Origin of the sequence: Micromonospora sp. NPDC051006 (genome assembly GCF_044456245.1) — a bacterium.
Taxonomy (GTDB): domain Bacteria; phylum Actinomycetota; class Actinomycetes; order Mycobacteriales; family Micromonosporaceae; genus Micromonospora.
The window spans coordinates 35,189-57,341 of the sequence record NZ_JBITFP010000001.1 but is presented as its reverse complement, the minus strand read 5'-3'; the positions used below and the strand labels follow the sequence as shown (position 1 = coordinate 57,341).

24 protein-coding genes and 2 pseudogenes are annotated in these 22,153 nt (G+C 71.9%); 9 read left to right on the top strand and 17 right to left on the bottom strand.

Translation table 11 applies throughout. From position 1 onward, the window contains the following. Positions 1–23 precede the first annotated feature (23 nt). The 5 genes and pseudogenes from ACIBBA_RS00260 to ACIBBA_RS00240 all read right to left on the bottom strand — a co-directional run bounded on the left by ACIBBA_RS00260 (position 24) and on the right by ACIBBA_RS00240 (position 4,459). Entirely contained in the window at positions 24–536 is a 513-nt protein-coding gene (locus tag ACIBBA_RS00260) for a methylated-DNA--[protein]-cysteine S-methyltransferase (RefSeq protein ID WP_396692380.1), read from the bottom strand. Further along, positions 533–919: pseudogene (locus ACIBBA_RS00255) on the bottom strand (DNA-3-methyladenine glycosylase family protein); the annotation flags it as partial. The pseudogene ACIBBA_RS00255 and the gene ACIBBA_RS00260, both read right to left, overlap by 4 nt. 68 nt (positions 920–987) lie before the next feature. After that, a pseudogene (locus tag ACIBBA_RS00250) lies at positions 988–2,023 on the bottom strand (bifunctional transcriptional activator/DNA repair enzyme AdaA); the annotation flags it as partial. 64 nt (positions 2,024–2,087) lie between these two features. Further along, positions 2,088–3,563: an FAD-binding oxidoreductase gene (locus tag ACIBBA_RS00245; protein WP_396692378.1), complete on the bottom strand. Its 1,476-nt coding sequence runs from the start codon at positions 3,561–3,563 to the stop codon at positions 2,088–2,090. Further along, the gene (locus tag ACIBBA_RS00240) at positions 3,560–4,459 is read right to left on the bottom strand and encodes an LLM class flavin-dependent oxidoreductase (RefSeq protein WP_396692376.1); all 900 of its coding nucleotides are present in this window, start codon (positions 4,457–4,459) and stop codon (positions 3,560–3,562) included. The genes ACIBBA_RS00245 and ACIBBA_RS00240 overlap by 4 nt, the downstream gene beginning before the upstream one ends. A 64-nt stretch (positions 4,460–4,523) precedes the next feature. Between ACIBBA_RS00240 and ACIBBA_RS00235 the strand changes: the two genes are divergently transcribed. The 4 genes from ACIBBA_RS00235 to ychF all read left to right on the top strand — a co-directional run bounded on the left by ACIBBA_RS00235 (position 4,524) and on the right by ychF (position 7,788). Continuing rightward, positions 4,524–4,919, top strand: coding sequence for a winged helix-turn-helix transcriptional regulator (locus ACIBBA_RS00235; protein ID WP_396692374.1), 396 nt, complete (start codon positions 4,524–4,526; stop codon positions 4,917–4,919). 308 nt (positions 4,920–5,227) lie between these two features. Further along, a complete protein-coding gene (locus ACIBBA_RS00230) occupies positions 5,228–5,746 on the top strand; it encodes a hypothetical protein (RefSeq protein WP_396692372.1) in 519 nt (172 codons plus the stop codon). Positions 5,747–5,855: 109 nt separating this feature from the next. Continuing rightward, positions 5,856–6,590, top strand: coding sequence for a Type 1 glutamine amidotransferase-like domain-containing protein (locus ACIBBA_RS00225; RefSeq protein ID WP_396692370.1), 735 nt, complete (start codon positions 5,856–5,858; stop codon positions 6,588–6,590). Positions 6,591–6,702: 112 nt separating this feature from the next. Beyond that, positions 6,703–7,788, top strand: coding sequence for a redox-regulated ATPase YchF (gene ychF / locus ACIBBA_RS00220; protein WP_396692368.1), 1,086 nt, complete (start codon positions 6,703–6,705; stop codon positions 7,786–7,788). A gap of 90 nt (positions 7,789–7,878) precedes the next feature. Here ychF and ACIBBA_RS00215 read toward each other — a convergent pair whose 3' ends face one another. After that, positions 7,879–8,277: a hypothetical protein gene (locus ACIBBA_RS00215; protein WP_396692366.1), complete on the bottom strand. Its 399-nt coding sequence runs from the start codon at positions 8,275–8,277 to the stop codon at positions 7,879–7,881. Positions 8,278–8,573: 296 nt separating this feature from the next. Between ACIBBA_RS00215 and ACIBBA_RS00210 the strand changes: the two genes are divergently transcribed. From ACIBBA_RS00210 to ACIBBA_RS00200, 3 genes are all read left to right on the top strand, one after another. Next, positions 8,574–9,137, top strand: a complete 564-nt coding sequence (locus ACIBBA_RS00210) for a dihydrofolate reductase family protein (protein ID WP_396692364.1) — start codon at positions 8,574–8,576, stop codon at positions 9,135–9,137. A gap of 279 nt (positions 9,138–9,416) precedes the next feature. Next, on the top strand, positions 9,417–9,602 hold the full coding sequence (locus tag ACIBBA_RS00205) for a hypothetical protein (protein WP_396692362.1): 186 nt from the start codon (positions 9,417–9,419) through the stop codon (positions 9,600–9,602). Positions 9,603–9,802: 200 nt separating this feature from the next. Next, a complete protein-coding gene (locus tag ACIBBA_RS00200; RefSeq protein WP_396693376.1) occupies positions 9,803–10,333 on the top strand; it encodes a GNAT family N-acetyltransferase in 531 nt (176 codons plus the stop codon). 116 nt (positions 10,334–10,449) lie between these two features. On the opposite strand, the gene ACIBBA_RS00195 is transcribed toward ACIBBA_RS00200, so the two are convergent. The 5 genes from ACIBBA_RS00195 to ACIBBA_RS00175 form a co-directional block, all read right to left on the bottom strand. After that, positions 10,450–10,923, bottom strand: a complete 474-nt coding sequence (locus ACIBBA_RS00195) for an SRPBCC family protein (RefSeq protein WP_396692360.1) — start codon at positions 10,921–10,923, stop codon at positions 10,450–10,452. Beyond that, positions 10,920–11,240 (bottom strand): ArsR/SmtB family transcription factor, encoded by a 321-nt coding sequence (locus tag ACIBBA_RS00190; protein WP_396692358.1) that lies wholly within the window; start codon positions 11,238–11,240, stop codon positions 10,920–10,922. The genes ACIBBA_RS00195 and ACIBBA_RS00190 overlap by 4 nt, the downstream gene beginning before the upstream one ends. 163 nt (positions 11,241–11,403) lie before the next feature. After that, the gene (locus tag ACIBBA_RS00185) at positions 11,404–12,144 is read right to left on the bottom strand and encodes a class I SAM-dependent methyltransferase (RefSeq protein ID WP_396692356.1); all 741 of its coding nucleotides are present in this window, start codon (positions 12,142–12,144) and stop codon (positions 11,404–11,406) included. A gap of 81 nt (positions 12,145–12,225) precedes the next feature. After that, positions 12,226–12,588: a PH domain-containing protein gene (locus ACIBBA_RS00180; RefSeq protein ID WP_350871508.1), complete on the bottom strand. Its 363-nt coding sequence runs from the start codon at positions 12,586–12,588 to the stop codon at positions 12,226–12,228. A 44-nt stretch (positions 12,589–12,632) separates the two neighbouring features. Beyond that, positions 12,633–13,517 carry a LysR family transcriptional regulator gene (locus tag ACIBBA_RS00175; protein ID WP_396692354.1) on the bottom strand — a complete coding sequence of 295 codons (885 nt, stop codon included), beginning with the start codon at positions 13,515–13,517 and terminating at the stop codon, positions 12,633–12,635. 117 nt (positions 13,518–13,634) lie between these two features. On the opposite strand from ACIBBA_RS00175, the gene ACIBBA_RS00170 reads away from it, so the two are divergent. Then, positions 13,635–14,054: a VOC family protein gene (locus ACIBBA_RS00170; RefSeq protein ID WP_396692352.1), complete on the top strand. Its 420-nt coding sequence runs from the start codon at positions 13,635–13,637 to the stop codon at positions 14,052–14,054. Positions 14,055–14,067: 13 nt separating this feature from the next. Here ACIBBA_RS00170 and ACIBBA_RS00165 read toward each other — a convergent pair whose 3' ends face one another. Next, positions 14,068–14,373 (bottom strand): 4a-hydroxytetrahydrobiopterin dehydratase, encoded by a 306-nt coding sequence (locus ACIBBA_RS00165; RefSeq protein WP_350871516.1) that lies wholly within the window; start codon positions 14,371–14,373, stop codon positions 14,068–14,070. Positions 14,374–14,558: 185 nt separating this feature from the next. Between ACIBBA_RS00165 and ACIBBA_RS00160 the strand changes: the two genes are divergently transcribed. Continuing rightward, a complete protein-coding gene (locus tag ACIBBA_RS00160) occupies positions 14,559–14,999 on the top strand; it encodes a (deoxy)nucleoside triphosphate pyrophosphohydrolase (RefSeq protein ID WP_396692349.1) in 441 nt (146 codons plus the stop codon). A gap of 89 nt (positions 15,000–15,088) precedes the next feature. On the opposite strand, the gene ACIBBA_RS00155 is transcribed toward ACIBBA_RS00160, so the two are convergent. The 5 genes from ACIBBA_RS00155 to ACIBBA_RS00135 all read right to left on the bottom strand — a co-directional run bounded on the left by ACIBBA_RS00155 (position 15,089) and on the right by ACIBBA_RS00135 (position 22,055). Next, positions 15,089–16,177 (bottom strand): succinate dehydrogenase/fumarate reductase iron-sulfur subunit, encoded by a 1,089-nt coding sequence (locus tag ACIBBA_RS00155; RefSeq protein ID WP_396692347.1) that lies wholly within the window; start codon positions 16,175–16,177, stop codon positions 15,089–15,091. Beyond that, complete coding sequence (locus ACIBBA_RS00150) at positions 16,177–18,093, bottom strand: fumarate reductase/succinate dehydrogenase flavoprotein subunit (RefSeq protein ID WP_396692345.1); 1,917 nt, start codon at positions 18,091–18,093, stop codon at positions 16,177–16,179. Before ACIBBA_RS00150 ends, ACIBBA_RS00155 begins: the two co-directional genes overlap by 1 nt. Positions 18,094–18,104: 11 nt before the next feature. Beyond that, on the bottom strand, positions 18,105–18,911 hold the full coding sequence (locus tag ACIBBA_RS00145) for a hypothetical protein (protein WP_396692343.1): 807 nt from the start codon (positions 18,909–18,911) through the stop codon (positions 18,105–18,107). A 286-nt stretch (positions 18,912–19,197) separates the two neighbouring features. Beyond that, positions 19,198–20,622 (bottom strand): TldD/PmbA family protein, encoded by a 1,425-nt coding sequence (locus ACIBBA_RS00140; protein WP_396692341.1) that lies wholly within the window; start codon positions 20,620–20,622, stop codon positions 19,198–19,200. Continuing rightward, positions 20,619–22,055: a TldD/PmbA family protein gene (locus ACIBBA_RS00135; protein ID WP_396692339.1), complete on the bottom strand. Its 1,437-nt coding sequence runs from the start codon at positions 22,053–22,055 to the stop codon at positions 20,619–20,621. Before ACIBBA_RS00135 ends, ACIBBA_RS00140 begins: the two co-directional genes overlap by 4 nt. Positions 22,056–22,153 lie beyond the last annotated feature (98 nt).

Here is a 22,153-nt window from a genome sequence, read left to right as displayed (position 1 = left end):
GGGAAATGTGAACCGATCTGGTGTCAGCTTGCCGTCAACGGCCGCTCATGACCGAGAAGCCACTTCTTCACGTCCAGGCCCCAGCGGTAGCCGCCCAGCGTCCCGTCGGTGCGCAGCACCCGGTGGCACGGCACGAAGAGGGCCGCCGCGTTGCGGGCGCAGGCCGCCGCGGCGGCGCGTACCGCCGGTGGCCGGCCGGCCAGCCCGGCGAACCCGGTGTAGGTGACCGGCTCGCCGGGCTTCACCTCGCGCAGCACCTGCCAGGCGTGCGCCATGAACTCGCCGCCGGTGCGCTGTTCGACCGGCACCGCGTCGATGGCGGTGAGGTCGCCGTCCAGATAGGACCGGACGGCCGCGCTGACCGGGCCGAGGTCGGTGCGCTGCCGTAGCGGCGCCCGCAGGGTGGGGTGCACCAGGGGTAGCAGCGTCAGCGGGTCAGGGGTGAAGCCGGCCGCCCGGACCGCGCCGTCCGGGCCGGTCAGAATGCTGAGCGGGCCGGCCGGGGTGGCCAGCACCGCACTGTCGATAGTGGTCATGCCGCTCTCCAGAGTCGGATCTGCGCGTAGGACCGCCAGGGTCGCCACCGGTCGGCGTACGCGTCGAGGGTCGTCGGTTGGTCGGGCAGGCCGAGCACGGCCGCGCCGCGCCGGACCGCCAGGTCGGTGTGGAGCAGGACGTCCGGGTCGCCGAGCGCGCGCATCGCGACGTAGCCCGCGGTCCATGGGCCGATGCCGGGCAGTGCGGCCAGCCGGCGCACGGTCTCCTCGCGGTCGCCGCCCGGGGCGAGGTCGAGTTCCCCCTCGGCGACGGCTCGCGCCAGCCCCCGGATGGTCTCCCGCCGGGCCGCCGGCATCCCGAACCCCTCGTCCGCCACCCCCGACACCTCCTCCGCACCGGGAAACCCCCGCAGACCGCCCCCCACCACGCGTCGATCATGAGGTTCACGGCGGCCAGGGAGATCCGCATCGCCGTTCACCTCGTGATCAACGGGCAGGTGGGCGAGGAGGCGGGTGAGGGTGGTGCGGGCGGAGGTCACCGAGACCTGCTGGCCGACGATGGCCCGGACCGCCATCTCGAAGCCGTCCACCGCGCGGGGAACGCGGATGCCGGGCTCCGCCACGACCGCGGCGGCCAGCGCCGGGTCCGCGGCGAGGGTGGCGTCGATCGCCACCGGGTCCGCGTCCAGGTCGAGCAGGTGCCGGCAGCGGGCCACCGCCGGTGCCAGGTCGCGCAGGTCGGCCAGGCGCAGGGTGGCCGACACGTGTCCGTCCGCCGGGGTCAGTGCCACCTCGCCCGCGCCGCGCGGCAGCCGCAGCCCACGGCGGTACGTGCCGTCGCGGACCTCCTCCACCCCGGGCAGCGCCCGCAGCGCGAGGAAGTCGAGCAGCGCGCCGGCGTGCAGTGGCGGGCGGTACGCGAGCCGGAGCGTGATGGTCCCGGCGCCGATCGGGGCGGAGCGCTGCCCACGGGCCTGACGCAGCTCGGTCGGCGCGACCCCGTACACCTCGCGGACGGTGTCGTTGAACTGCCGCACGCTGCCGAAGCCGGCCGCGAACGCGATCTCCGCCATGCCGAGGCCGGTCGTCTCGATCAGGATCCGGGCGGTCTGCGCCCGCTGGGCCCGGGCCAGCGCGAGCGGTCCGGCACCCATCTCGGCCCGCAGCATCCGGTGCAGGTGCCGCTCGGTGTAGCCGAGCCGGGACGCCAGGCCGGGGATGCCGTCGCGGTCCACCACCCCGTCGGCGATCAGCCGCATGGCCCGGCCGACCACGTCGGCGCGGACGTCCCACTGCGGCGAGCCGGGCGCCGCGTCCGGGCGGCAGCGCCGGCAGGCCCGCAGCCCGGCCCCCTGCGCCGCCGCGGCGGACGGAAAGAACCGGACGTTCTGCCGCTTCGGCGTGGTCGCCGGGCAGGACGGCCGGCAGTAGATCCCGGTCGACGTCACGCCGGTGTAGAACCAGCCGTCGAATCGCTGGTCACGGCTGTCGACCGCCCGGTAGCACCGCTCGAAGTCCAACTCCACGCCACCGATGATGCTCCGGTTCCGTGGGCTCCCGCTGGCGGGAATCGGACGCGGGCGTGGGCGGTCAGCGCCGCCGCCCCCGGTTGCCCCCGCCGCGCCGGGCCGCCGGCTTCCGGCGGTCGGCGCCGCCCGCGTCCCGCACGCTCGGCCGGGCCCCGGCTGCCCGCTCCGTCGGCTGGCTTCCCGTTTCCCGGGTGCTCGGCCGGACCCTCGGGTCCGGACCGCCGGCCCGCCTGGTGAGCAGGGCCGGCCGGAACACGCCGTCCGGGTCGTACCGGCGCCACAGTTGGGTCACCCGGCGACCGGTCTCGCCCGGGTAGATCCGGTCGAACGCCGCCCGGTCCGGCCGGCCCTCGAAGTTGACGTACGCGCCGTCGGCCCGCTCGGCGACGCGCCGCCAGGCGGCGTCCAGCGCCGCGCGACCCTGCGGCGGGAAGACCGAGCCGATGGCGAGCGTGTCCTGGTGCCGGTGCGGGTACGCGGTCGCGCCGGGGTCGACGTCGTTGATCGCTCCGCCCATCGACCGCAGCTGGACCACGGCCCGGTGCGGCCCGGTCGCGGCCCGCATGATCGCCCGGGCGCTGCCGTCGTCCATCGTGAGCAGGCTGTTGGTGGTGTCGCTGGCCTGTTGGCCGACGTTCGGGTGCAGGTGGGCCAGCGGCACCAGGGCCGGGTACGGCACCAGGTCGGTCCGGTGGTCGAGCAGCCGGCCGATCTCGAGCAGCGGTTCGACCAGCGGCCGGGCCCGGCGCAGGCTCTCCGCGGCGACCACGGCCGTGATCGACAGGACCGCGGACCGCCCGTTCGCGAAGAGCACCGCGGCGGTGGTGAGCTCCCGGGGCGCCTGCGACAGGTACTCGGCCCACCGCCGCAGGGTGCCCCCGTCGGCGGTGGCCTCGACGGCGATCTGGGCGAGCCCGACGTTGCTGACCTCGGCCGCCTCGATCTCGAACGCGACCACGATGCCGGCCCCGGCCCCCGCGCCGCGGACCACCCAGAACAGCTCGGGCTCGTGCTCCGCGTCCGCGCGGACGACCGTCCCGTCGGCGAGCACCACCTCCACCGCCCGGACGTTGTCGATGGTCAGCCCGTGCCAGCGGGCCAGCCAGCCGACGCCACCGCCGGTGGCCAGGCCGCCGACGCCCACGTTGCCGTGGTCGCCGGAGCTGATCACCAGCCCGTACGGGGCCAGCGCCTTCGCCACGGTCGCCCAACGGGCGCCCGCCTCGACCCGGACCAGCCGGGACCGTTCGTCGAGCACGTCGACCCGGTTCATCGCGGACAGGTCGATGACCAGGCCGCCGTCGTTGGAGGAGGTGCCGGCCAGGCCGTGCCCGCCGCTGCGGACGGCGACCGGCAGCCCCTGCTCGCGGGCGTAGCGGACCGCGTCGGCCACCTGGGCGGTGGTCTCCGGCAGCAGCACTCCGGCCGGGCTGTGCTGCGTGGTGTACGTCGAGCGCAGCAACGCGTACCGACGGTCCCCGGGGGTCACGAGCTTGCCGGTCAGTGGCTCGGGAAGCCGGGAAAGCTTGCTGGTCACTGTTGCCCTCGAATCTCGAGCACCTGCTCGCGGACGGCCGGAACCACCCGGTCGGTGAACGCCCGCAGTTGTGCGCGGTGCGACATGATCGGCCAGAAGATGAACGTGTCGAAGCCGAGGTCGACCGCCCAGTGGGTCAGGGTGTCGACCCAGAGCTGGGCGCTGCCGACGAGCCCGGTGCCGCCACTCTGCGGCCCGATCGCGCCGATGACGTTGTAGATCCGGCGTACCGCCGCCGGATCGCGCCCGGCCGCGCGTGCCGCGTCGTCGATGATCTGCTGCTTGCTCGGCACCTCGGCTGGTGGGACGTAGATGTTGAGTGGCGAGATCCACCCGTCGGCCTGCCGACCGGCCACGCCGAGCATGCGGGGCCGCTGACCGCCGAGCCAGAGCGGGACGGGGGACGGCGGCACCGGCCCGCCAGCGTACCCCTCGACGGTGTGCTGCTCGCCGTCGAACCGGACCGCGCCGCCGGCCAGCGCCGTGCGCATGATCTGCAGCGCTTCCTCGGTGTACGCGATGGTCTCGGCGCCGCTGCGCCGGGCGCCACCCATTGCGGCGACGCCGTCCGCGCTCGCGCCACCGCCGACGCCGAGGACGACCCGGCCGCCGGTGAGGACGCTGAGCGACGCGCCGGCCTTGGCGAACATGGTCGGCGGGCGCAGTTGCAGATCGGCGACGTCGGTGAGGAAGGAGATCCGGCTCGTCTCGGCCGCCAGATGGCTGATCATCGTCCAGCTGTCGAGGTAGCCGGGTTGGTAGGGATGGTCCTGGACGGCGAGGTAGGTCAACCCGCCGTCGGCCGCGGCTCGAGCCAGATATCGCGTTTCGCCCAGTTTGTCGGCGGACGGATCCAGGCTCAGGCCGAAGCTGATCGGGTGTCCGTAATCGGTCATGGGTCAAGCGTGCGGAGGGGCCGGCGACTGGGCAAACCGCAGGTTAGCTACTAATCTTTGGTAAGTGATTACTCCTCAGCCTTTCGACCTGCGGCGTTACCAGGACATCGACGACACCGGCTGCCGGGTCTTCCAGGACTCGCTGGAGCTGGTCGGCCGGCGGTGGACCGGCGCCATCCTGTTGGCCGGCGTGCGCGGGGCGCGCCGGTTCGGCGAGTACCGGGCCGGGGTGAGCGGGATCTCCGACCGGCTGCTCGCCCAGCGGCTCAAGGAGCTGGAGGCCGACGGGCTGATCGAGCGGACGGTGATCCCCACCTCGCCGGTCCAGATCCGCTACGCGCCCTCCCCGGACGGCCGGGAGTTGATGGTGCTGCTCCAGCCGCTGATCGACTGGAGCCACCGCCGCCGGCCCGGGTCTGCGCAGCCCGGGTCGGCGCAGCCCGATCCCGCCGAGGGCTGACCCGGACGGCTCGATCGCCCGCCGCCGGTCCCGCGACACCGCGCCCCGCGCCCCGGCGGCACCGTTGATCCGCCCGGCGTCCGGTCGACGTCGCAGGTCAGGGCGGTGTGGTGGGGGAGCGACCATCCCTCGGCGCGTCCTTTGCTCTGCTTCAGCCGAGGCAACAGATCATGGCGCTCGCTGTTGCCGGGAGTGAAGCAGAGCAAAGGGGCCGCAACGGGTCATCGTGGCGGAGAGCGCCCGGCGGTGCCGAAAGTGTCGGTGCCGGCGGGTAACGTCCGGCCACCAACTCAAGAAGGGGTGCGGCGATGGCGAGCGTGGCGGGTCGCGAAGCGACGCGGAGCGGGCACCCACCGCTCGACCGGGCCGTGCTCCAGACCTTCTACCGCCGGATGCGCGCGGTGGCGCCGGCCGCCGTCGGGGCGATCGAGCGCGATCGCGCCGCCGACCCGGCCCGGCCCTTCCCCGACACCGCGTGCGGCCGCCTGGTCCGTTCCCTCGACGACGACGGGCTGCGGGCGCTCGGCATGTGGGCGCATCACTGGTGCATGCGCTTCTACGACGACGACACCCGGCCCGGTCTGCGGCTGGTCCGGGAGATCGCGGGCCGGCGCGGGCTCGGCTGGACGGCCGACGAGGTGCGCTGGATGCTCCGTGAGTCGCGTGCCGCCGGCGACAAGGCCGAGGCCCGTTTCACGCTTCCGGTCGCCGCCGCCCGCGAGCTGCCCCCGGGCGCCCTGCCACCCGCCGAGCTGCCCGCCGAAGAGCCCCCAGCCACCGCCCGGCCCGCCGGGTCGGTCGTGCCCCGCCAGCTCCGCCGCAGCTGACCGGCGGTCGGGGCGCTCGCCGTCGCGGGCGCCGGGCCACCCCGGGCCCGGCCGACGCCGCGACGCCGGCTCCGGCAGGATGGGCGGTGCTCCCGACGGAAGGACGACCATGCCCGCCAGCGAACCGACCATCCTCGCCACCAGCATGGGTTTCTTCGCCCGGGGCCGCGGCCCGCAGGTCCTGCGGCCCGGCCCGATCTTCGACCTCGGGGCCGAGTTGGCGCAGGCCGGTCCGGAGCCGCGCATCTGCTACCTGGGGCAGGCCGTCGGTGACCAGCCCACCAACCTGACCGCCGTCTACAGCGCGTTCGCCGGCACCCGGTTCCGGCTGTCCCACCTGGCTCTCTTCCCGATGCCGAACGTCGAGGACATCCGCGCCCACCTGCTCGCCCAGGACGTGATCTGGGTCGGCGGCGGCAGCGTGGCCAACCTGGTCGCCGTCTGGCGGGTGCACGGCCTCGACGAGATCCTGCACGAGTGCTGGCAGGCCGGGGTGGTGCTGGGCGGCGTCTCCGCCGGCTCGATCTGCTGGCACGTCGGCGGGGCCACCGACAGCTTCGGCCCCGACCTGCGCGGGTTCACCGACGGGCTGGGCTGGCTGCCCTACGGCAACGGGGTGCACTACGACAGCGAGGAGCAGCGTCGGCCGCTGATGCACCGCCTCGTCGGCGAGGGCACGCTGCCGGTCGCGCACTGCACCGACGACGGCGTCGGCCTGGTCTACCGGGGTGACAAGCTGGTCGAGGCGGTCGCCGACCGGGAGGGAGTCTCGGCGTACGAGATCAGCCGCGCCACGGACGGCACGGTCCGCGAGGCGATCATCGCCCCGCGCCTGCTCAGCTGAACACCGGCCGGGTCGGGCCGGGCCCGGCGGGCGTGGGCGGCCGGCCGATTCCGGTACGCGACACCGCACCGCCTGCCCGGCCCCCGACGGCACCGGCGTAAGCTGGCTCGTCGTGAGTCTCACCATCGGCATCGTCGGCCTGCCCAACGTGGGCAAGAGCACCCTGTTCAACGCGCTGACCAAGAACGACGTGCTCGCGGCGAACTACCCGTTCGCCACCATCGAGCCCAACGTCGGCGTCGTCGGGCTGCCCGACGAGCGGCTGGGCAAGCTCGCCGAGATCTTCAGCTCGCAGAAGGTGCTGCCCGCGCCGGTGTCGTTCGTCGACATCGCCGGCCTGGTGCGCGGCGCCTCCAAGGGGCAGGGTCGGGGCAACGCGTTCCTGGCGAACATCCGGGACGCCTCGGCGATCTGCCAGGTGGTCCGGGCCTTCTCCGACCCGAACGTGGTGCACGTCGACGGCAAGGTCTCCCCGGCCGACGACATCGAGACGATCAACACCGAGCTGATCCTGGCCGACATCCAGACCCTGGAGAAGGCGGTGCCGCGGCTGGAGAAGGAGGCCAAGCTCCGCAAGGACCGGGCCGCCGCCGTGACCGCCGCGAAGAAGGCCGTCGAGCTGCTCGACACCGGCGTCACCCTCTACGCCGGCGCCGCCAAGGCGGGCATCGAGCTGGAGCACCTGCGCGAGCTGCACCTGCTCACCACCAAGCCGTTCCTCTACGTCTTCAACGTCGACGAGGCCGAGCTGGGCAACGCCGAGTTCCTCGACGAGCTGCGGGCCCTGGTCGCCCCGGCCGAGGCGATCTTCATGGACGCAAAGATCGAGTCGGAGCTGGTGGACCTGCCCGAGGAGGAGGCCCGGGAGCTGCTGGAGTCGATCGGGCAGAACGAGCCCGGCCTGAACCAGCTCGTCCGGGTCGGCTTCCGTACGCTCGGGCTCCAGACGTACCTCACGGCCGGGCCCAAGGAGGCGCGGGCCTGGACGGTCCCGATCGGCGCCACCGCGCCGGAGGCCGCGGGGGTCATCCACTCCGACTTCCAGCGCGGCTTCATCAAGGCCGAGGTGGTCTCCTACGCCGACCTGGTCGACACCGGCAGCATGGCCGCCGCCAAGGCCGCCGGCAAGGTCCGGATCGAGGGCAAGGAGTACGTCATGCAGGACGGCGACGTGGTGGAGTTCCGCTTCAACGTCTGACTCCGGCCTGTTCCCGCAGTTCAGGAGGTTGGACCGTGAGGACGGCCGGCTGCCGGCGCGTCCAGTCCCACCACATGCTTTGCACGTCGCCTAGCAGCTCTGCAGGACGCGCTCCACGTCCGCGCCCGCTTGAACGACCACGGCTTCAGCGCGAAGTTCCCCGGGAAGGTGGTGCCGCTGACCCTCGTGCGCGAGCAAGGTGGGGCAGCCAGGTGGAAGCACAACGGCATCGGCGAGCCCGATGAACTTGACGAGCAGGTCGAGAACGGCGCCGACGGAGAACCGGCTGATCATGAGACTGTCGAGCGAGTCGTCGACAACGGCGGCGTAGACGTCTGCGGTGCCGCCGTCGTCTGCGCTGATGTGCCAGTAGCCGTGCTGAAGTTCCCGGCGGTCGACGCGGGGCTCAAAAGCGGCCAAGAAAGCTCCACCCGCCATTGGGGCGGCATCGCCCCGCTCGAACCACTGAACGAACATGTCATAGCTCACCGAAGCAAGTTAGCGCCCCGGCCAGAACGACACGGTGCGTAACTGGCGGGCCGCCTGTCGCCGGGCATGCCATCCTCGATTCCGGTCAAGACGGCGACAGAAGCGGACATCGCTGGCGTGGGCCGACCCAGCGGACGATCCCGTGGAACTTTCTCTCGGGATGGCGTCGGATCCGGGCCGAGTCGTTCGTAGAACGGGCGAGAGGCGGAACTTCCGCCCGACCCGCGATGCTCAACCAGCTAGCAGGCGAGGGTGACATCCCGATCGGGTCCTACGTGCACTGGGAGGTAGAGGCCATGGCCAAGCTGATCTACGTAACTAATGTGTCGATTGACGGCTATATCGAGGACGAAAGCGGAGCCTTCTCCTGGTTCCCGCGCGACGACGAGGTATTCACGTTCACCACCAACCTCCTGCGGTCCGTGGGTACTTTCCTTTACGGGCGGCGCCTGTACGAATTGATGGCTGTCTGGGAAACCGACGCTGCTCTAGCCGCGCAGTCCGGCCTCACGGCTGACTTCGCGAGCGCCTGGCAAGCGGCAAACAAGGTCGTCTACTCCACGACTCTCACTGCGGTGTCAACGGCCGCCACCAGCTTGGAGCGCCGTTTCGACCCCGCCGTCGTACACCAGCTCAAGGCCACGGCCGACAGTGATATCACCATTGGAGGCGCCAACCTGGCGGCGCAAGCCATGCAGGCTGGACTCGTTGACGAGTGCCAGTTGTTCGTCTGGCCCACGGCCGTCGGAGGCGGCAAGCCCGGGCTGCCTACTGGCGTGCGCACCGACTTCGCGCTCATCGACGAGCGCCGATTCCAAAACGGCGTCGTTCACCTCCGTTACCGCACTCTCGGCCACTAACCAGGGTTACCACCCTGATCTGGGCGCTCCGGCCTGTGTGACGAGCGCCCGCCCACCATCCGCCGCATGTGAGACCCGTGCGTCCGCGGGCTGTTTCCCAAGCATCGGAGGTCCATCGCACGACCGGGTGAACCCTTCTCGGCAGAAGCGGTTGCCTGGCACACCAGCGTCGCGGACCGTGGGCGTCACCCGTCCGTATCCGGCATGCTCAGGACCGACGGGCGTCGGCAGAATGGTGGTGTGATGACTGAGCCCGTCACCGCAGGACGGATTGAGCTGGTGGACGACCTGGAGGGGTTGCCCGGCAGCTCTGACGGTTGTCTCCTTGCCCTGAGGTTGGAGGCTCCGGTCGTCCTCTTTGCTGACGACGTCTGGTGGGTTGAGGACGAGGTGCTGTACGTCCAGCACGGGGACGTCCCCGCCGTGGCGCACCGCGGTCGCCTCGAATGGCGGCGGAAGTGGTAGCACGCGAGGTGTCTGGGGCACACAGGGGGCACAGGACACTGTCAAACATCGTCAATTAGCCACCAACGATGGCAGCCCGAGACGCCGTGTGAGCAGGTGTCGCCGGCCGTTCACGCTAGTGACGGGACAGCGGCTCTACATTCCGCCTCAACGTCCAGCCGGGCGAAAAAGGGGACATGCTGGCCTGGGACGATGGACGGGTGAAGATCACCCGACTCATTGCCTCGGACGATGCGCCGGCCTTGGCCGAGGTGCTCCGCGTCAACCGTGAGTTCCTCGCGCCGTGGGACCCGATCCGGAGTGAGGACTACTTCACGGCGGACGGCCAGCACGCCGTCATAGAAGCCGACCTCCGGCAGCACGAACAGGGATCGAAGCTGCCCCACGTCATCCTCGACGACTCCGGTCGCGTGATCGGCCGGATCACGCTCAGCGGCATAGTGCGCGGCCCCTTCCAGTCATGCGCCATGGGTTACTGGGTGAGCGCCAGCCACAATGGCCGAGGAGTCGCGACGAAGGCGGTGCGCGAGATCGTGCGGGTGGCCTTCGAGGAGTTGGGGCTGCACCGGGTGCAGGCAGAGACCCTGCTGCACAACGTCAGATCGCAGCGGGTGCTGGAACGCAACGGGTTCGTGCGGTTCGGCGTGGCGCCGGAGTACCTCAACATCGCCGGACGGTGGCAGGACCACGTCATGTACCAGGTGTTGAATCCGTCCTGGGCCGCCGGCTGAACATCACCGCCCTCATGTCTGACGTCCGATCCGCGGAGGCGGCGGATCATCGAGCCGCCGTGGCGAGGGGCCGTGCCCGGTAGGTAGCCCGGGCCGGCCCGACGCGGTCTGGGCGGTCAGAGCACCGCAGCGAACTCGCGCAGCCCACCCGGCCAACCACCCTCGCTGCCGACGGCGTCGCGCACCCCTTCCCAGCCGGGCCCGTGCACATCGAGCCGGTCGTGCACCAGGTCGACCTGCGTGCCGGTGTCGGTCGGGGTGAAGGTCACGGTCACCCGGCTACCGACCGCGTCCGGCGCGGGCGGCTTCCAGTCGGGCCCGACGAGCCAGGAGAAGGCGAACGTGCGCGGCGGATCCCAGGTGAGGACGCGGCCCCAGGCGCAGACCTCGCCGGCGTCGTTCTCCTCCCACATCCGGCCGCCGACGTGGGGATCGACGCCGACCTGCTTCAGCTCGCCGGACTGGACGTGGTGGGATCGCGTCCACCACCGGTCGATGCCGCTGGTGAACACCTCGAACGCGTGCTCGGGGGTCGCCGCGACGTGGATGCTGCTGCGTACGACGGAAGCCTGATCGGTGTGCGCTGTCACGTCTTCTCCTCCGGTGGGTTCTCGGCGGCCTCGGCGAACGCCGCCAGGGCCTGGTTCCAGAACTGGTCGAAGTAGCCGCGGATCGCCGCCAGGCCCTGCGGGTCGACGGCGTGCAGGCGCCGGGTGCCGACCGCCGTCGACGAGACCAGCCCGGCGCCCTTGAGCACCTTGAGGTGCTGCGAGACAGCGGGCCGGCTGACTGGCAGGCCGTTCGCGATCTCCGCGACTGAGCGCGGCCCGGCGGCCAGCGACTCGAAGATGCGCCGCCGGGTCGGGTCGCCGAGGGCTTCGAGCATCCGCCCTTGGTAAGTGGCCACGAACGGTAAGTCTAGGCTTTCCGATGTCTCTGTCAAGGCGTGCACCAGGTGCAGCGCGGGCGAGAGTGGTCCGTGAACTCCGCGCAGGCCGCCGAGCGCACCGGGATGACCGAGGAGCAGTGGTGGGGGGCGCACACGCTGCCGCGGTGAGGGCCTGACACCCTCAGGCGGAGAGGTGGGCCAGCACCACGAGTTCACCGTCGCCCGCGCCGACCGGCTCGCGGCCCCAGCCGCCGTAGACGTGATCCACGGCGAAGCCGGCCGCCCGCAGCGAGTCGCGCAGCTCCCGCTCGGTGCGGAAGCGCAGGGTGGCCGAGCTGAGCAGTTCGTCGCCGCCCGGAAAGACGTAGTGGTGGACGAAGCTGACCGCGTTCTGCAGCACGGACGTCACCTCGGTCCAGGCCCGGACCTCCCGCCCGTCGGGCAGGGTGATCAGGCGTGCGGAGTCGACCGGGTTCCAGCGCTCCCAGCGCCGGTCGGCCGGGTCGCGTGCGTCGAAGAGCAGCCGGCCGCCGGGCAGCAACGCGCGGCGCAGGTCGGCGAGGGTGGCCGTCCACTCGGCATCGTCGACGAAAACCTGCGCCACGTGGCTGGTCAGAACGGCCACGTCGAAGGTCCCGCTCGGCAGCGCGTGCGAGGTGCCCTCGATCCAGGTGACCTGGTCGGCACCTGGTTTGGCGCGGGCCGCGGCGAGCGAGGCGCGAGCCGGGTCGACGCCGGTGACGGGGTGGCCCGCCGCCGCCATGGCGACGGTCAACCGGCCCGTCCCGCAGCCGAGGTCGAGCACCCGGGCGGCCGGCGTCTCGTCGACCGCGGCGAGGAAGAAGTCGTCGTCCCGGCCCCACGGGCACTCGGCGTCGTAGACCGTGACCAGCCGCGGATCCTCGAACTCGCCGTGCCTCATCGGCGGCGGGCGGCGACCCGCCGCCGATGAGCGAACGCCACGTCGCCGCCTCTCGTCAGCCGCGACCGGCCCCGGCCGCGGTCAGGAGATGTGATGCAGGATCACATTGTGGACGTGGTGGCTCTTCTGCGCACCACGGAATTCGACCTCGTAGGTGTGCGTGCCGACGTGGATGGCGATCGACCCGGTGGAGAAGAACGAACCACCCCACGACTTGTTGCTGACCACGCTCACGCTGGTGATCTTCGAGTACGGGATGCTGGTGATGGCGTACCGCTTGCCGACGAACGAGCGGTCCTGGATGATCACGCGCCGGTCGGTGAGGCCGATGAAGCCGGTGCCGGCGCCGACCGCGTCGTAGACGGCGATGATCTGCTCCGAGTCGAGCAGCCCGCTCTGGATCTGCTGGAACTGTTCCTTGCGGTCATAGGTCGCGTTGGCCATGCGCCTCACGGTAGGCAGGGCACGCCACTGCGGGCCGGCGCGAGTCAGCGTACGACCGAGTCGGCCGCGGCCCGGACGAACGCGCGGACCCGGGCCGTCGCGTTGGTCTCCAGCCACACCGGGCCGCGCCGGATGGGCGGGGCGTCGTGGATCGGCACGTACGCCACGTCGGGGCGCGGGTAGTAATGCCGGGTGTGCTCGCCGACCGGGAGCACGCCCCGGCCCAGCGCCACCAGCGACAACATCTCGGAGAAGGTGTTGCCGGCGGGCCCCTTCGGCACCGGTCGGCCGGACGGGGTGTGCTCGGGTGTGCGGTCCCGCTTGAACTCCGCTGAGGTCACCGCCGGGTACTGCACCACCGGGTGGTCGGCCAGCACCTCCAGCGAGACGGACTCCGCGCCGGCCAGCGGGTGCCCGGTCGGCACGGCCAGCGCCCGGCCCTCGCTGATCAGCGCCGGCCCGGTCGCCATGCCGTCGAAGGGGTACGCGGCGATGAGCACGTCGACCGAACCGTCGAGCAGGCTCGGCCGGGAGTTGAAGAGCTGGACCTCGCGTACCTCGACGACGCACTCCGGATGGCGCTCGCCGAACAGGGCGACGGCCTTGAGCAGCACCGGCGCGGTCCATTCGCCGAGGAACGCGACCCGCAGCGTGCCGGTCACCCCGCGGCCGGCGTCCACCGCCCGGGCGAGCGCCTCGTCGATCCCGACGACCAGTGGCCGGAGGTCGTCGGCGAGTTGCCGGCCGATCGGGGTGAGCTGGACGACCCGGCTGGTCCGCGCGAAGAGCGGTGCGCCGATCCGCCGCTCCAACCGCTTGATCACGTGGCTGACCCGCCCGGTGGTCACCCGCAGTCGGGTGGCGGTCCGGCCGAAGTGCAGCTCGTCGGCGAGGGTCAGGAAGGCCTCGACCTCGTACCGCTCCAGCATCGGGTGCATCCCATCGTTGAGCCAGGGGCAACGATCGTAGCCGGATCGCATCTTGGTCTCCGTCGCCCGAGGCCGGATCGTTGAGTCGTCCGCCTGACCCGAACCGAGAGGTGAACCATGAGCAGCACGACCATCCACGGGGCGACCAACGTACGGGTGACCGGCTTCGACCATCTGGTGCTCAACGTCGCCGACGTCGAGCGCGCCCTGGGCTTCTACTGCGGCCTGCTCGGCCTGGCGCCGGTCCGCGTCGACGAGTGGCGGGACGGCAGGGTGCCGTTCCCCTCGGTGCGGGTCAGCCCGGACACCATCATCGACCTCGTCCACCGGGAGCGGGGCCAGTCGAACGTCGACCACTTCTGCCTGGTGGTGTCGCCGCTCGACTGGGCCGAGGTGGTCGACTCCGGGATCTTCACCGTGCTGGAGGGGCCGGTCGGCAGGTTCGGGGCGCGGGGCTCCGCCACGTCGATCTACGTCCGCGACCCGGACGGCAACTCGGTCGAGCTGCGCTGGTACCCGCAGGACGCCGACGGCTGAGCCGGCCGGCGCCTCAGGACTCGGTGACCGCCCGGTAGGCGTCCTCGATGCGGGCGGCCAGCAGGACCTCGCCCTCGCTGAGCGGGGTGCTGCCGTGCCCCACCCGGATCTGGGTATGGTCAGCCCGGCGGCTGATGTCCGGGCGCAGGTGCAGAGCGTCCGCCACCACCTTGACCCGCTCGGTCAGGGCGGCGTGTTGGCTGTCGTCGATCACGAGGGTCCGTCGGATCTGCTCGCCCTCCCGGGTCCACCCGGAGAGCAGCGTGAGCGCATCGGAGAGGTAGTCCTTCTTCGCTCGGCCAGTGAAAAGCGCACGCATCACCGCACCTCCCAGGCGCCGTTGCCGGCTCGTGGCCAAATCGTCGCCATCCCGTGTCTTGTCGGTGGCCTCTAGTCTTGTCGCCCTCCGGTGCGCGTGTCCACGCCCACACTTCCGGGTTCTCCTGGCTTAAGCGGCCGGTTACGGTACCCAAACCGCCGATTGATCTGGCACGCTGGACGGCCGTGCAGACCGAACGGGCTAACGGCGGCGGACAGGCCGCGCGACGGGATCTCAAAGTGATCGTCGGCGCGGCGATCATCGAGGACGGGCGCGTGCTCGCGTGCGCGCGTTCCGCGCCGCCCGAGGTGGCCGGGATGTGGGAGTTCCCCGGTGGCAAGGTCGAGCCCGGGGAGTCCGAGACCGACGCGCTGGTCCGCGAGTGCGCCGAGGAACTGGCCGTACGCGTGGAGATCGGCGACCGGGTGGGCCGCAACGTCAAGATGGCCCACGGCCGGTCGGTGCTCAAGGTGTACGCGGCCCGGCTGCTCCACGACGACCAGCCCCAGGCGCTGGAGCATTCGGCGCTGCGCTGGCTCTCCGCCGCCGAACTGGACTCGGTGACCTGGCTGCCGGCCGACGCCCCGATCGTCGCCGCGCTCCGCCCACTGCTCGCCGCCGGCTGACCCGCCCCGGCCGACCGAAGCGGACAGCGGGGTGAAAACGGGACGGGGGCCGGCGGCTTGCGCCGCGGCCCCCGTCATCGTCGAGGTTTCTAGTGCTTGTCCTGCTCGGGGTGGGCGAAGTTCAGGTGCTCCGGGGGCAGCGGGAAGCTGATGTCGTCGCCGAACGGCGACGGCGCGGCCGCCCGGTCGAAGGTGAGCTCCGTCAGGGGCAGCTTGCCCCGGTCGTCCACCGCTGGCGCGGTCGGGTGGGGCACCTCGCGGTGCCAGTTCACGCCGCTCTGCGCCTGCACCTCGGCCTGCGGGTCGTGCGAGCCCCCCGCGTGCGAGTGCACCCCGGGCAGGTGGGTGCCGGCGGACGTCGGCGAGGCGCTGGCGGACGACGCCGAGACGCCCGTGCCCACGGCGTTCGCGCTGGTCTGAGGCGTCTCGCCCCGTCGGAAGATCTTGCTACCAAGCCACACAAGGGGATCGTACCTGCGGTCGACGACCCGCTCCTTCATGGGGATGATCCCGTTGTCAGTGATCTTGATGTGCTCGGGGCAGACCTCGGTGCAGCACTTGGTGATGTTGCAGTACCCGAGGCCCATCTCCGCCTGCGCGTACTCCTTGCGGTCCGTCCGGGTGTCCAGCGGGTGCATGTCCAGCTCGGAGGCCCGGATGAAGAACCGTGGTCCGGAGAAGGCCGGCTTGTTCTCCTCGTGGTCCCGGATCACGTGGCACACGTTCTGGCAGAGGAAGCACTCGATGCACTTGCGGAACTCCTGCGAGCGCTCCACGTCGACCTGCTGCATCCGGTAGTCGCCCGGGGCGACGTCCGACGGCGGCGCGAAGGCCGGGGTCTCCCGCGCCTTCTCGTAGTTGAACGAGACGTCGGTGACCAGGTCCCGGATGACCGGGAAGGTGCGCAACGGGGTGACGGTGACCGTCTCGTCCTCCTCGAAGGTGGACATCCGGGTCATGCAACCCAGCCGCGGCTTGCCGTTGATCTCCATCGAGCAGGAGCCGCACTTGCCCGCCTTGCAGTTCCACCGGCACGCCAGGTCGGGCGCGTCGGTGGCCTGGAGCCGGTGGATGACGTCGAGGACGACCTCACCCTCGTTCACCTCGACCATGTAGTCCTGCAGGTCGCCGCCGCTCTCGTCGCCCCGCCAGATCCGGAATTGGCGCTTGGTCCCCATCAGTTGCCCGCCTCCTCAGCGAGGGCGTCGAACTCCGCGAGCTCCTCGTCGGTCAGGTACTTGGCCAGCTCGGCCCGGTCGAACAGGCTGATCAGCTCCCCGCGCATCGTCGGCAGCGGCTTGCGGGTCAGCCGGACGGTGTCGCCCTCGAGCGAGCAGACCAGGTTCACCCGGCGCCACTGCGGGTCCATCGCCGGGAAGTCCTCCCGGGTGTGCCCGCCGCGCGACTCGCGCCGCTCCAGCGCCGCCTTGGCGGTGCACTCCGAGACCACCAGCATGTTGCGCAGATCCAGCGCGAGGTGCCAGCCCGGGTTGTAGCGCCGCCCACCGGCCGCGCTGACCTTGGCCACCCGCTCACGCAGCTCGGCCAGCCGGACCAGGGCGTCCGCCAGCTCGCCCTCGCGCCGGATGATTCCGACCAGGTCTCCCATCACCGCCTGGAGGTCCTGCTGGAGGGTGTAGGGGCTCTCCCCGGTGTCCCGCTGCAACGGCGCCAGCGCGGTCTCCACCGCGGCCTCGACCGCCTGCACGGGCACCTTGGGCCGGGCGGCGAGGCCGTCGGCGTACGAGGCCGCGTGCCCGCCGGCGCGCTTGCCGAAGACCAGCAGGTCGGACAGGGAGTTTCCACCCAGCCGGTTGGAGCCGTGCATGCCGCCGGAGACCTCGCCCGCGGCGAACAGCCCCTGCACGTGGCCGAAGGCCGCCCCGCTGTCCGGGTCGACCTCGACGCCACCCATTACGTAGTGGCAGGTCGGGCCGACCTCCATCGGCTCGGCGGTGATGTCGACGTCGGCCAGCTCCTTGAACTGGTGGTACATCGAGGGCAGCCGGCGGCGGATCTCCTCGGCCGACTTGCGGCTGGCGATGTCCAGGAAGACGCCGCCGGCCGGCGTGCCACGACCCGCCTTGACCTCGCTGTTGATCGCCCGGGCCACCTCGTCACGGGGCAGCAGCTCCGGCGGGCGCCGGTTGTTGTCCGGGTCGGTGTACCAGCGGTCCGCCTCCTCCTCGGTCTCCGCGTACTGCTTGCGGAAGACGTCGGGGACGTAGTCGAACATGAACCGCTTGCCGTCGGAGTTCTTCAGCACCCCGCCGTCACCGCGCACCGACTCGGTGACCAGGATGCCCTTGACCGAGGGCGGCCAGACCATGCCGGTGGGGTGGAACTGGAGGAACTCCATGTTGATCAGCGTCGCCCCGGCGCGCAGCGCGAGCGCGTGACCGTCGCCGGTGTACTCCCAGGAGTTCGAGGTGACCTTGTAGGAGCGCCCGACGCCGCCGGTGGCCAGCACCACCGAGGGCGCCTCGAAGAGGATGAACTCGCCGGACTCCCGGTAGTAGCCGAACGCGCCGGCGACCCGGTCACCGTCGAGCAGCAGCTCGGTGATGGTGGTCTCGGAGAAGACCCGGATCCGGGCGTCGTACGAGCCGAGTTCGCGCTTGTCCTCCTGCTGGAGGGAGACGATCTTCTGCTGGAGGGTGCGGATCAGCTCCAGGCCGGTCCGGTCGCCGACGTGCGCCAGCCGCGGATACTCGTGACCGCCGAAGTTCCGCTGGGAGATCTTCCCGTCCTTGGTCCGGTCGAAGAGCGCCCCGTACGTCTCCAGCTCCCAGATCCGCTGCGGCGACTCCTTCGCGTGCAGCTCGGCCATCCGGAAGTTGTTCAGGAACTTGCCGCCACGCATCGTGTCCCGGAAGTGGACCTGCCAGTTGTCCCGACTGTTCACGTTCCCCATCGCGGCGGCGGCGCCGCCCTCGGCCATCACCGTGTGCGCCTTGCCGAAGAGCGACTTCGAGATGATCGCGGTCTTCTTGCCGGCGAGCCGGGCCTCGATCGCCGCGCGCAGGCCGGCGCCGCCGGCGCCGATCACGACGACGTCGTAGTGGTGTCGTTCGATTCGAGTGGTAGTGGTCATGTCCAGGCCCTCTAGTTGATGAACCGCAGGTCGTTGAACCAGCCGGCCGCGACCGCCATGACGTAGAAGTCGGTCAGCGCCAGGGTGCCGAGCGTGATCCAGGCGAGCTGCATGTGCCGGACGTTCAGCCAGGACACGCTCGTCCAGGCCCGGTAGCGCACGGGGTGCTTGGAGAAGTGCTTGAGCCGGCCGCCGATGATGTGCCGGCAGGAGTGGCAGGAGATGGTGTACGCCCAGAGCATCACCACGTTGGCGATCAGGACGAGGTTGCCCAGCCCGAAGCCGAAGCCCTTCGGCGAGTGGAAGGCCAGGATCGCGTCCCAGGTGTTGATCAGCGAGATGATCGCGGCGGCGTAGAAGAAGTAGCGGTGCAGGTTCTGGCCGAGCAGCGGGACCCGGGTCTCACCGCTGTAGGACGCGTGCCCGTCCGGCACCGCGCAGGCCGGCGGCGAGAGCCAGAACGACCGGTAGTACGCCTTGCGGTAGTAGTAGCAGGTGAGCCGGAACAGCAGCAGGAACGGCAGGGTCAGCGCCGCGTCCGGGATGATCCACCAGCCGGGCAGGAACCGTCCGAAGTGTGCGGCTCCCTCCAAGCAGCGGTCGGTCACGCAGGGGGAGTAGAACGGGGTCAGGTAGTGGAAGTCCTCGACCCAGTACCACTTGTGCATGAAGACCCGGACCGTCGCGTACGCGACCCAGGCGCTGAGCCCGACCACGGTGATCAGGGGAGCGAACCACCAGCGGTCGGTACGCAACGTCTTCGCCGCGATGGCGGCGCGCGCCCGCGCTCCCCGCGGCTTCGTTGCCGTTGATGTCATTCGAGTCGTCTCCTCGACGGGGCCCGCACGCGCGGGCGGATCTTCCTCCGGTCGGCACGCGGACCGGCGAACCCGCACCCGCTTGCCACGTCATGCGCACACCAACGACCGCACCGGACGTATCGGCGCAGCTAAGTGACACACGTTACGCCGATCTTCGCGGGCCGTCCGCGCAAGGCAGTGTCCCGTGTGTCCGGGCGCTTGGAAAGCCCCTCGTCACAATCGATGCCCGGGCGTCCAGAAAGATCGTCGTCGGTCGGTGCGGACAGCACGGACAGCAGCCCGATCAGCCGGAGGCGCCGCCGGTGAAGTTCCACGCGGCGAGGCGCACCGGGGGTGCCTCCCACCAGTTGCCGTCGATCCGGTCGGGCTGGCGCATCGCGTGCCGGCCGAGCCCGAGCACCGCGCCCGGCCCGAGCGCCCGCGGGTAGGACTCGGTGAAACGCAGATCCCGGACCGCCCGGGTCACCACACCGTCCTCGATCAGCCAGACCCCGTTGCGGGTCAGGCCGGTGATCACCAGGCTCTTCGGGTCGAGCACCCGGGTGTACCAGAAGTCGCTGACCAGCAGCCCTCGTCGGACCCCGGCGACCAGCGCAGCCGTGTCGTCGTCGGCCACCGCGCCGGCGACCTCGGACTCCGGCGCCCCGCCGAGCGGACCGGCGGCCGATGGCGCCCCGTCGGCCGCGGCGGGGCCGAGCAGCCGGAGGTTGCGGGGGATCGGGCCGAAGGTGGTGGCGCCGAGCATGCCGTGACCGGTCGAGCCGGCGCCCGCCTCGACACCGCTGCGCCGGTCGTGCGCCACCGCCCGGGTGACCCCGGCGTCGACCAGGCGCAACTCCCGCCGCGCCGTGCCCTCCAGGTCGTAGGGCAGGTTGGAGCCGTGCAGCGGATCGTCCACCAGGGTCACCGACCGGTCGAACTGGGCCTCGCCCGGCTCGGCGAAGGACTGCCGCTCGGCGTGGCGCTTGCCGTTGAAGCCGAACCAGGAGAGGTTCTGCAGCAGGTCGGCGACGGCGGCCGGTTCGAGCACCACCTCGTAGCGACCCGGCGGCAGCTCGACCGGATCGACCGCGGCGCGCGCCTTGGCCGCGGCCCGGGCGCCGAGCGCGGCCCCGTCGAGGTCGGCGAGCCGGTCGGCGCAGTGACGCGCCACCCCGTCCGAGCCGCCGGTGCGGGCGATCCCGTCCATCGCGGCCTCCGCGGTGCGCCCCTGGGCCGAGTGGCCGGCGGAGTTGGCGAAGGCCCCGGAGCGGTGCGACGTGCGGCAGTAGCCGGCGGCCTCGAGGCCGCCCACCGCGTCCACGAAGGCGCGGACTCGGGCCGCCCGCTCGTCCGGCTCGGCGTGGACGGTCGCCTCGTCGGCGGCGACGCCGGCCGACACGGGCGACGGTGGGGTGAGCCCCGGCCAGGCCGGGTCGGGCGGGCAGAGCCGGGCCGCGGCCAGCGTCCGTTCGACCAGCGCGCGCAGCCCCTGCGAACTCACCACGCTGCCGCTGCCGGCGGCGGTCCGGCCGTCGACGTGCACCCGCAGCCGGACGCCGACGGTCGAGTCGGCGACGTTCTGGTGGATGAAGGAGTTGGCGAAGCGGGTCAGTGCCAGGTCGGCCCGGGTCACCACCGCCTCCGCCTGGGCGGCCGGGCCGCCCAGGCGGCGGACCAGCTCGACGACCTGCCCGGCGAGGTCCAGCTCCGACGCGCCGCCGCTCATGCCCGCACCCCCACCCGGACGTTGCGGAAGCGGGCCGGCGCGGCGGGGTGGCCGGTGTGCCCGGTCTGGCCGGGCTGGCCCTTGCCGCAGTTGGGCGTGCCCCAGGCGACGGTCTCGCCGGAGAGCATGTCCATCGACCGCCAGAAGAGCGGGCCGATGCCGGTGTAGGTGGGGTTGCGCAGCATCCGCCCGCGCCGGCCGTTGCGCACCTCCCAGCCGATCTCGCAGCCGAACTGGAAGTTGAGCCGCTTGTCGTCGATCGACCAGGAGCGGTTGATGTCCATCAGCACCCCGTCGTCGGTGGCCGCGATGATCTCCTCCAGGGTGTGCGGGCCGGGCTCCAGGCCGACGTTGGTCATCCGCACCATCGGCAGCCGGGCCCAGCCGTCGGCCCGTACGCTGCCGCCGTAGTTCAGGCCCGCGACGGCGGCCGAGTCGCGGCCGGCGAGCACGCCCACCCAGCGTCCGTCGCGGACCGCGTCGCGCTTCACCGCGGGAGAGCCCTCGTCGTCGAAGCCGAAGCTGCCGAGCGCGCCGGGGATGGTCGGGTCGATGGTGACGTTCATCAGCTCGGAGCCGTAGCGCAGCGTGCCGAGCTGGGCGAGATCCAGCCAGGACGTGCCGGCGAAGGCGGCCTCCCAGCCGAGGATCCGGTCCAGCTCGATGGCGTGCCCGACCGACTCGTGGATCTGCAGGGCGAGCTGCTCGCCGCCGAGGATCAGGTCGGTCTCGCCGGCCGGGCAGAGCGGGGCGGTGAGCAGGGCGCGGGACTCCTCGGCGATCCGCGCCGCGTGCGCCGGCAGGTCGAGCGAGTCGACCAGCTCCCAGCCGGTGGTGCCGTACTGGCCGCGGTAGCTGGGGTAGGAGCGACGCTGGGTCTCGCCTTCGCCGATCGAGGTCGCCGAGATGCCGCCGCCGCACTCCCGGATCCGCTGGTCGACGCGGTGTCCCTCGCTGGAGACGAACCACTTAGCGGTGTCCCAGATCTGGTAGAGCCCCTCGGCGATGTCGGCGCCGTGCGCGGCCATCGTCGCGGTCGCGTCGACGAGCAGGTCGCCCTTGGTCGAGAGGGGCACGCCGAGCGGGTCGACCGCGCACTCCGAGGTCCAGGTCGCGGTGGCCGGGTCGGCCGGCACCAGGTCGATCGGCGGGCCGGGCACCCGCGCGCTCGCGGCGGCGATCCGCGCGGCGCGCCGTCCGGCGTCGCGGGCCGCCGCGTCGGAGAGTTCGGGTACGGCGTGGAAGCCCCAGCTCGACCCGACCAGCGCACGTACGCCCAGGCCGAGGCTCTCGTCCTGGGTCAGCTCCTCGATCTCGCCGTTGCGCGCCGACATCGACTCGTAGCGCCGGTGCATCACCCGGGCGTCGGCATAGCGGGCTCCGGCGTCCAGGGCCGCCTGCACGGCGGCGGTCGCCGCGTCGAACTCGGTCATGCGACCGACCCTAGGCGAGCCGCCCGGAATCCGTCGGCCGACGATGCCCGCAGGTCCCGGAGGTCGCCCCGCCACCGGTTCGGCGTGTCGTCCGGCGG

What these genes read in the sequence shown, in the direction of transcription:
- ACIBBA_RS00260 (WP_396692380.1), bottom strand. Translation starts at nt 536, where the DNA reads ATGACCACTATCGACAGTGCGGTGCTGGCCACCCCGGCCGGCCCGCTC.
- ACIBBA_RS00240 (WP_396692376.1), bottom strand. Translation starts at nt 4,459, where the DNA reads ATGACCGATTACGGACACCCGATCAGCTTCGGCCTGAGCCTGGATCCG.
- ACIBBA_RS00230 (WP_396692372.1), top strand. Translation starts at nt 5,228, where the DNA reads ATGGCGAGCGTGGCGGGTCGCGAAGCGACGCGGAGCGGGCACCCACCG.
- ACIBBA_RS00225 (WP_396692370.1), top strand. Translation starts at nt 5,856, where the DNA reads ATGCCCGCCAGCGAACCGACCATCCTCGCCACCAGCATGGGTTTCTTC.
- ACIBBA_RS00210 (WP_396692364.1), top strand. Translation starts at nt 8,574, where the DNA reads ATGGCCAAGCTGATCTACGTAACTAATGTGTCGATTGACGGCTATATC.
- ACIBBA_RS00185 (WP_396692356.1), bottom strand. Translation starts at nt 12,144, where the DNA reads ATGAGGCACGGCGAGTTCGAGGATCCGCGGCTGGTCACGGTCTACGAC.
- ACIBBA_RS00180 (WP_350871508.1), bottom strand. Translation starts at nt 12,588, where the DNA reads ATGGCCAACGCGACCTATGACCGCAAGGAACAGTTCCAGCAGATCCAG.
- ACIBBA_RS00175 (WP_396692354.1), bottom strand. Translation starts at nt 13,517, where the DNA reads ATGCTGGAGCGGTACGAGGTCGAGGCCTTCCTGACCCTCGCCGACGAG.
- ACIBBA_RS00170 (WP_396692352.1), top strand. Translation starts at nt 13,635, where the DNA reads ATGAGCAGCACGACCATCCACGGGGCGACCAACGTACGGGTGACCGGC.
- ACIBBA_RS00165 (WP_350871516.1), bottom strand. Translation starts at nt 14,373, where the DNA reads ATGCGTGCGCTTTTCACTGGCCGAGCGAAGAAGGACTACCTCTCCGAT.
- ACIBBA_RS00155 (WP_396692347.1), bottom strand. Translation starts at nt 16,177, where the DNA reads ATGGGGACCAAGCGCCAATTCCGGATCTGGCGGGGCGACGAGAGCGGC.
- ACIBBA_RS00150 (WP_396692345.1), bottom strand. Translation starts at nt 18,093, where the DNA reads ATGACCACTACCACTCGAATCGAACGACACCACTACGACGTCGTCGTG.
- ACIBBA_RS00145 (WP_396692343.1), bottom strand. Translation starts at nt 18,911, where the DNA reads ATGACATCAACGGCAACGAAGCCGCGGGGAGCGCGGGCGCGCGCCGCC.
- ACIBBA_RS00140 (WP_396692341.1), bottom strand. Translation starts at nt 20,622, where the DNA reads ATGAGCGGCGGCGCGTCGGAGCTGGACCTCGCCGGGCAGGTCGTCGAG.
- ACIBBA_RS00135 (WP_396692339.1), bottom strand. Translation starts at nt 22,055, where the DNA reads ATGACCGAGTTCGACGCGGCGACCGCCGCCGTGCAGGCGGCCCTGGAC.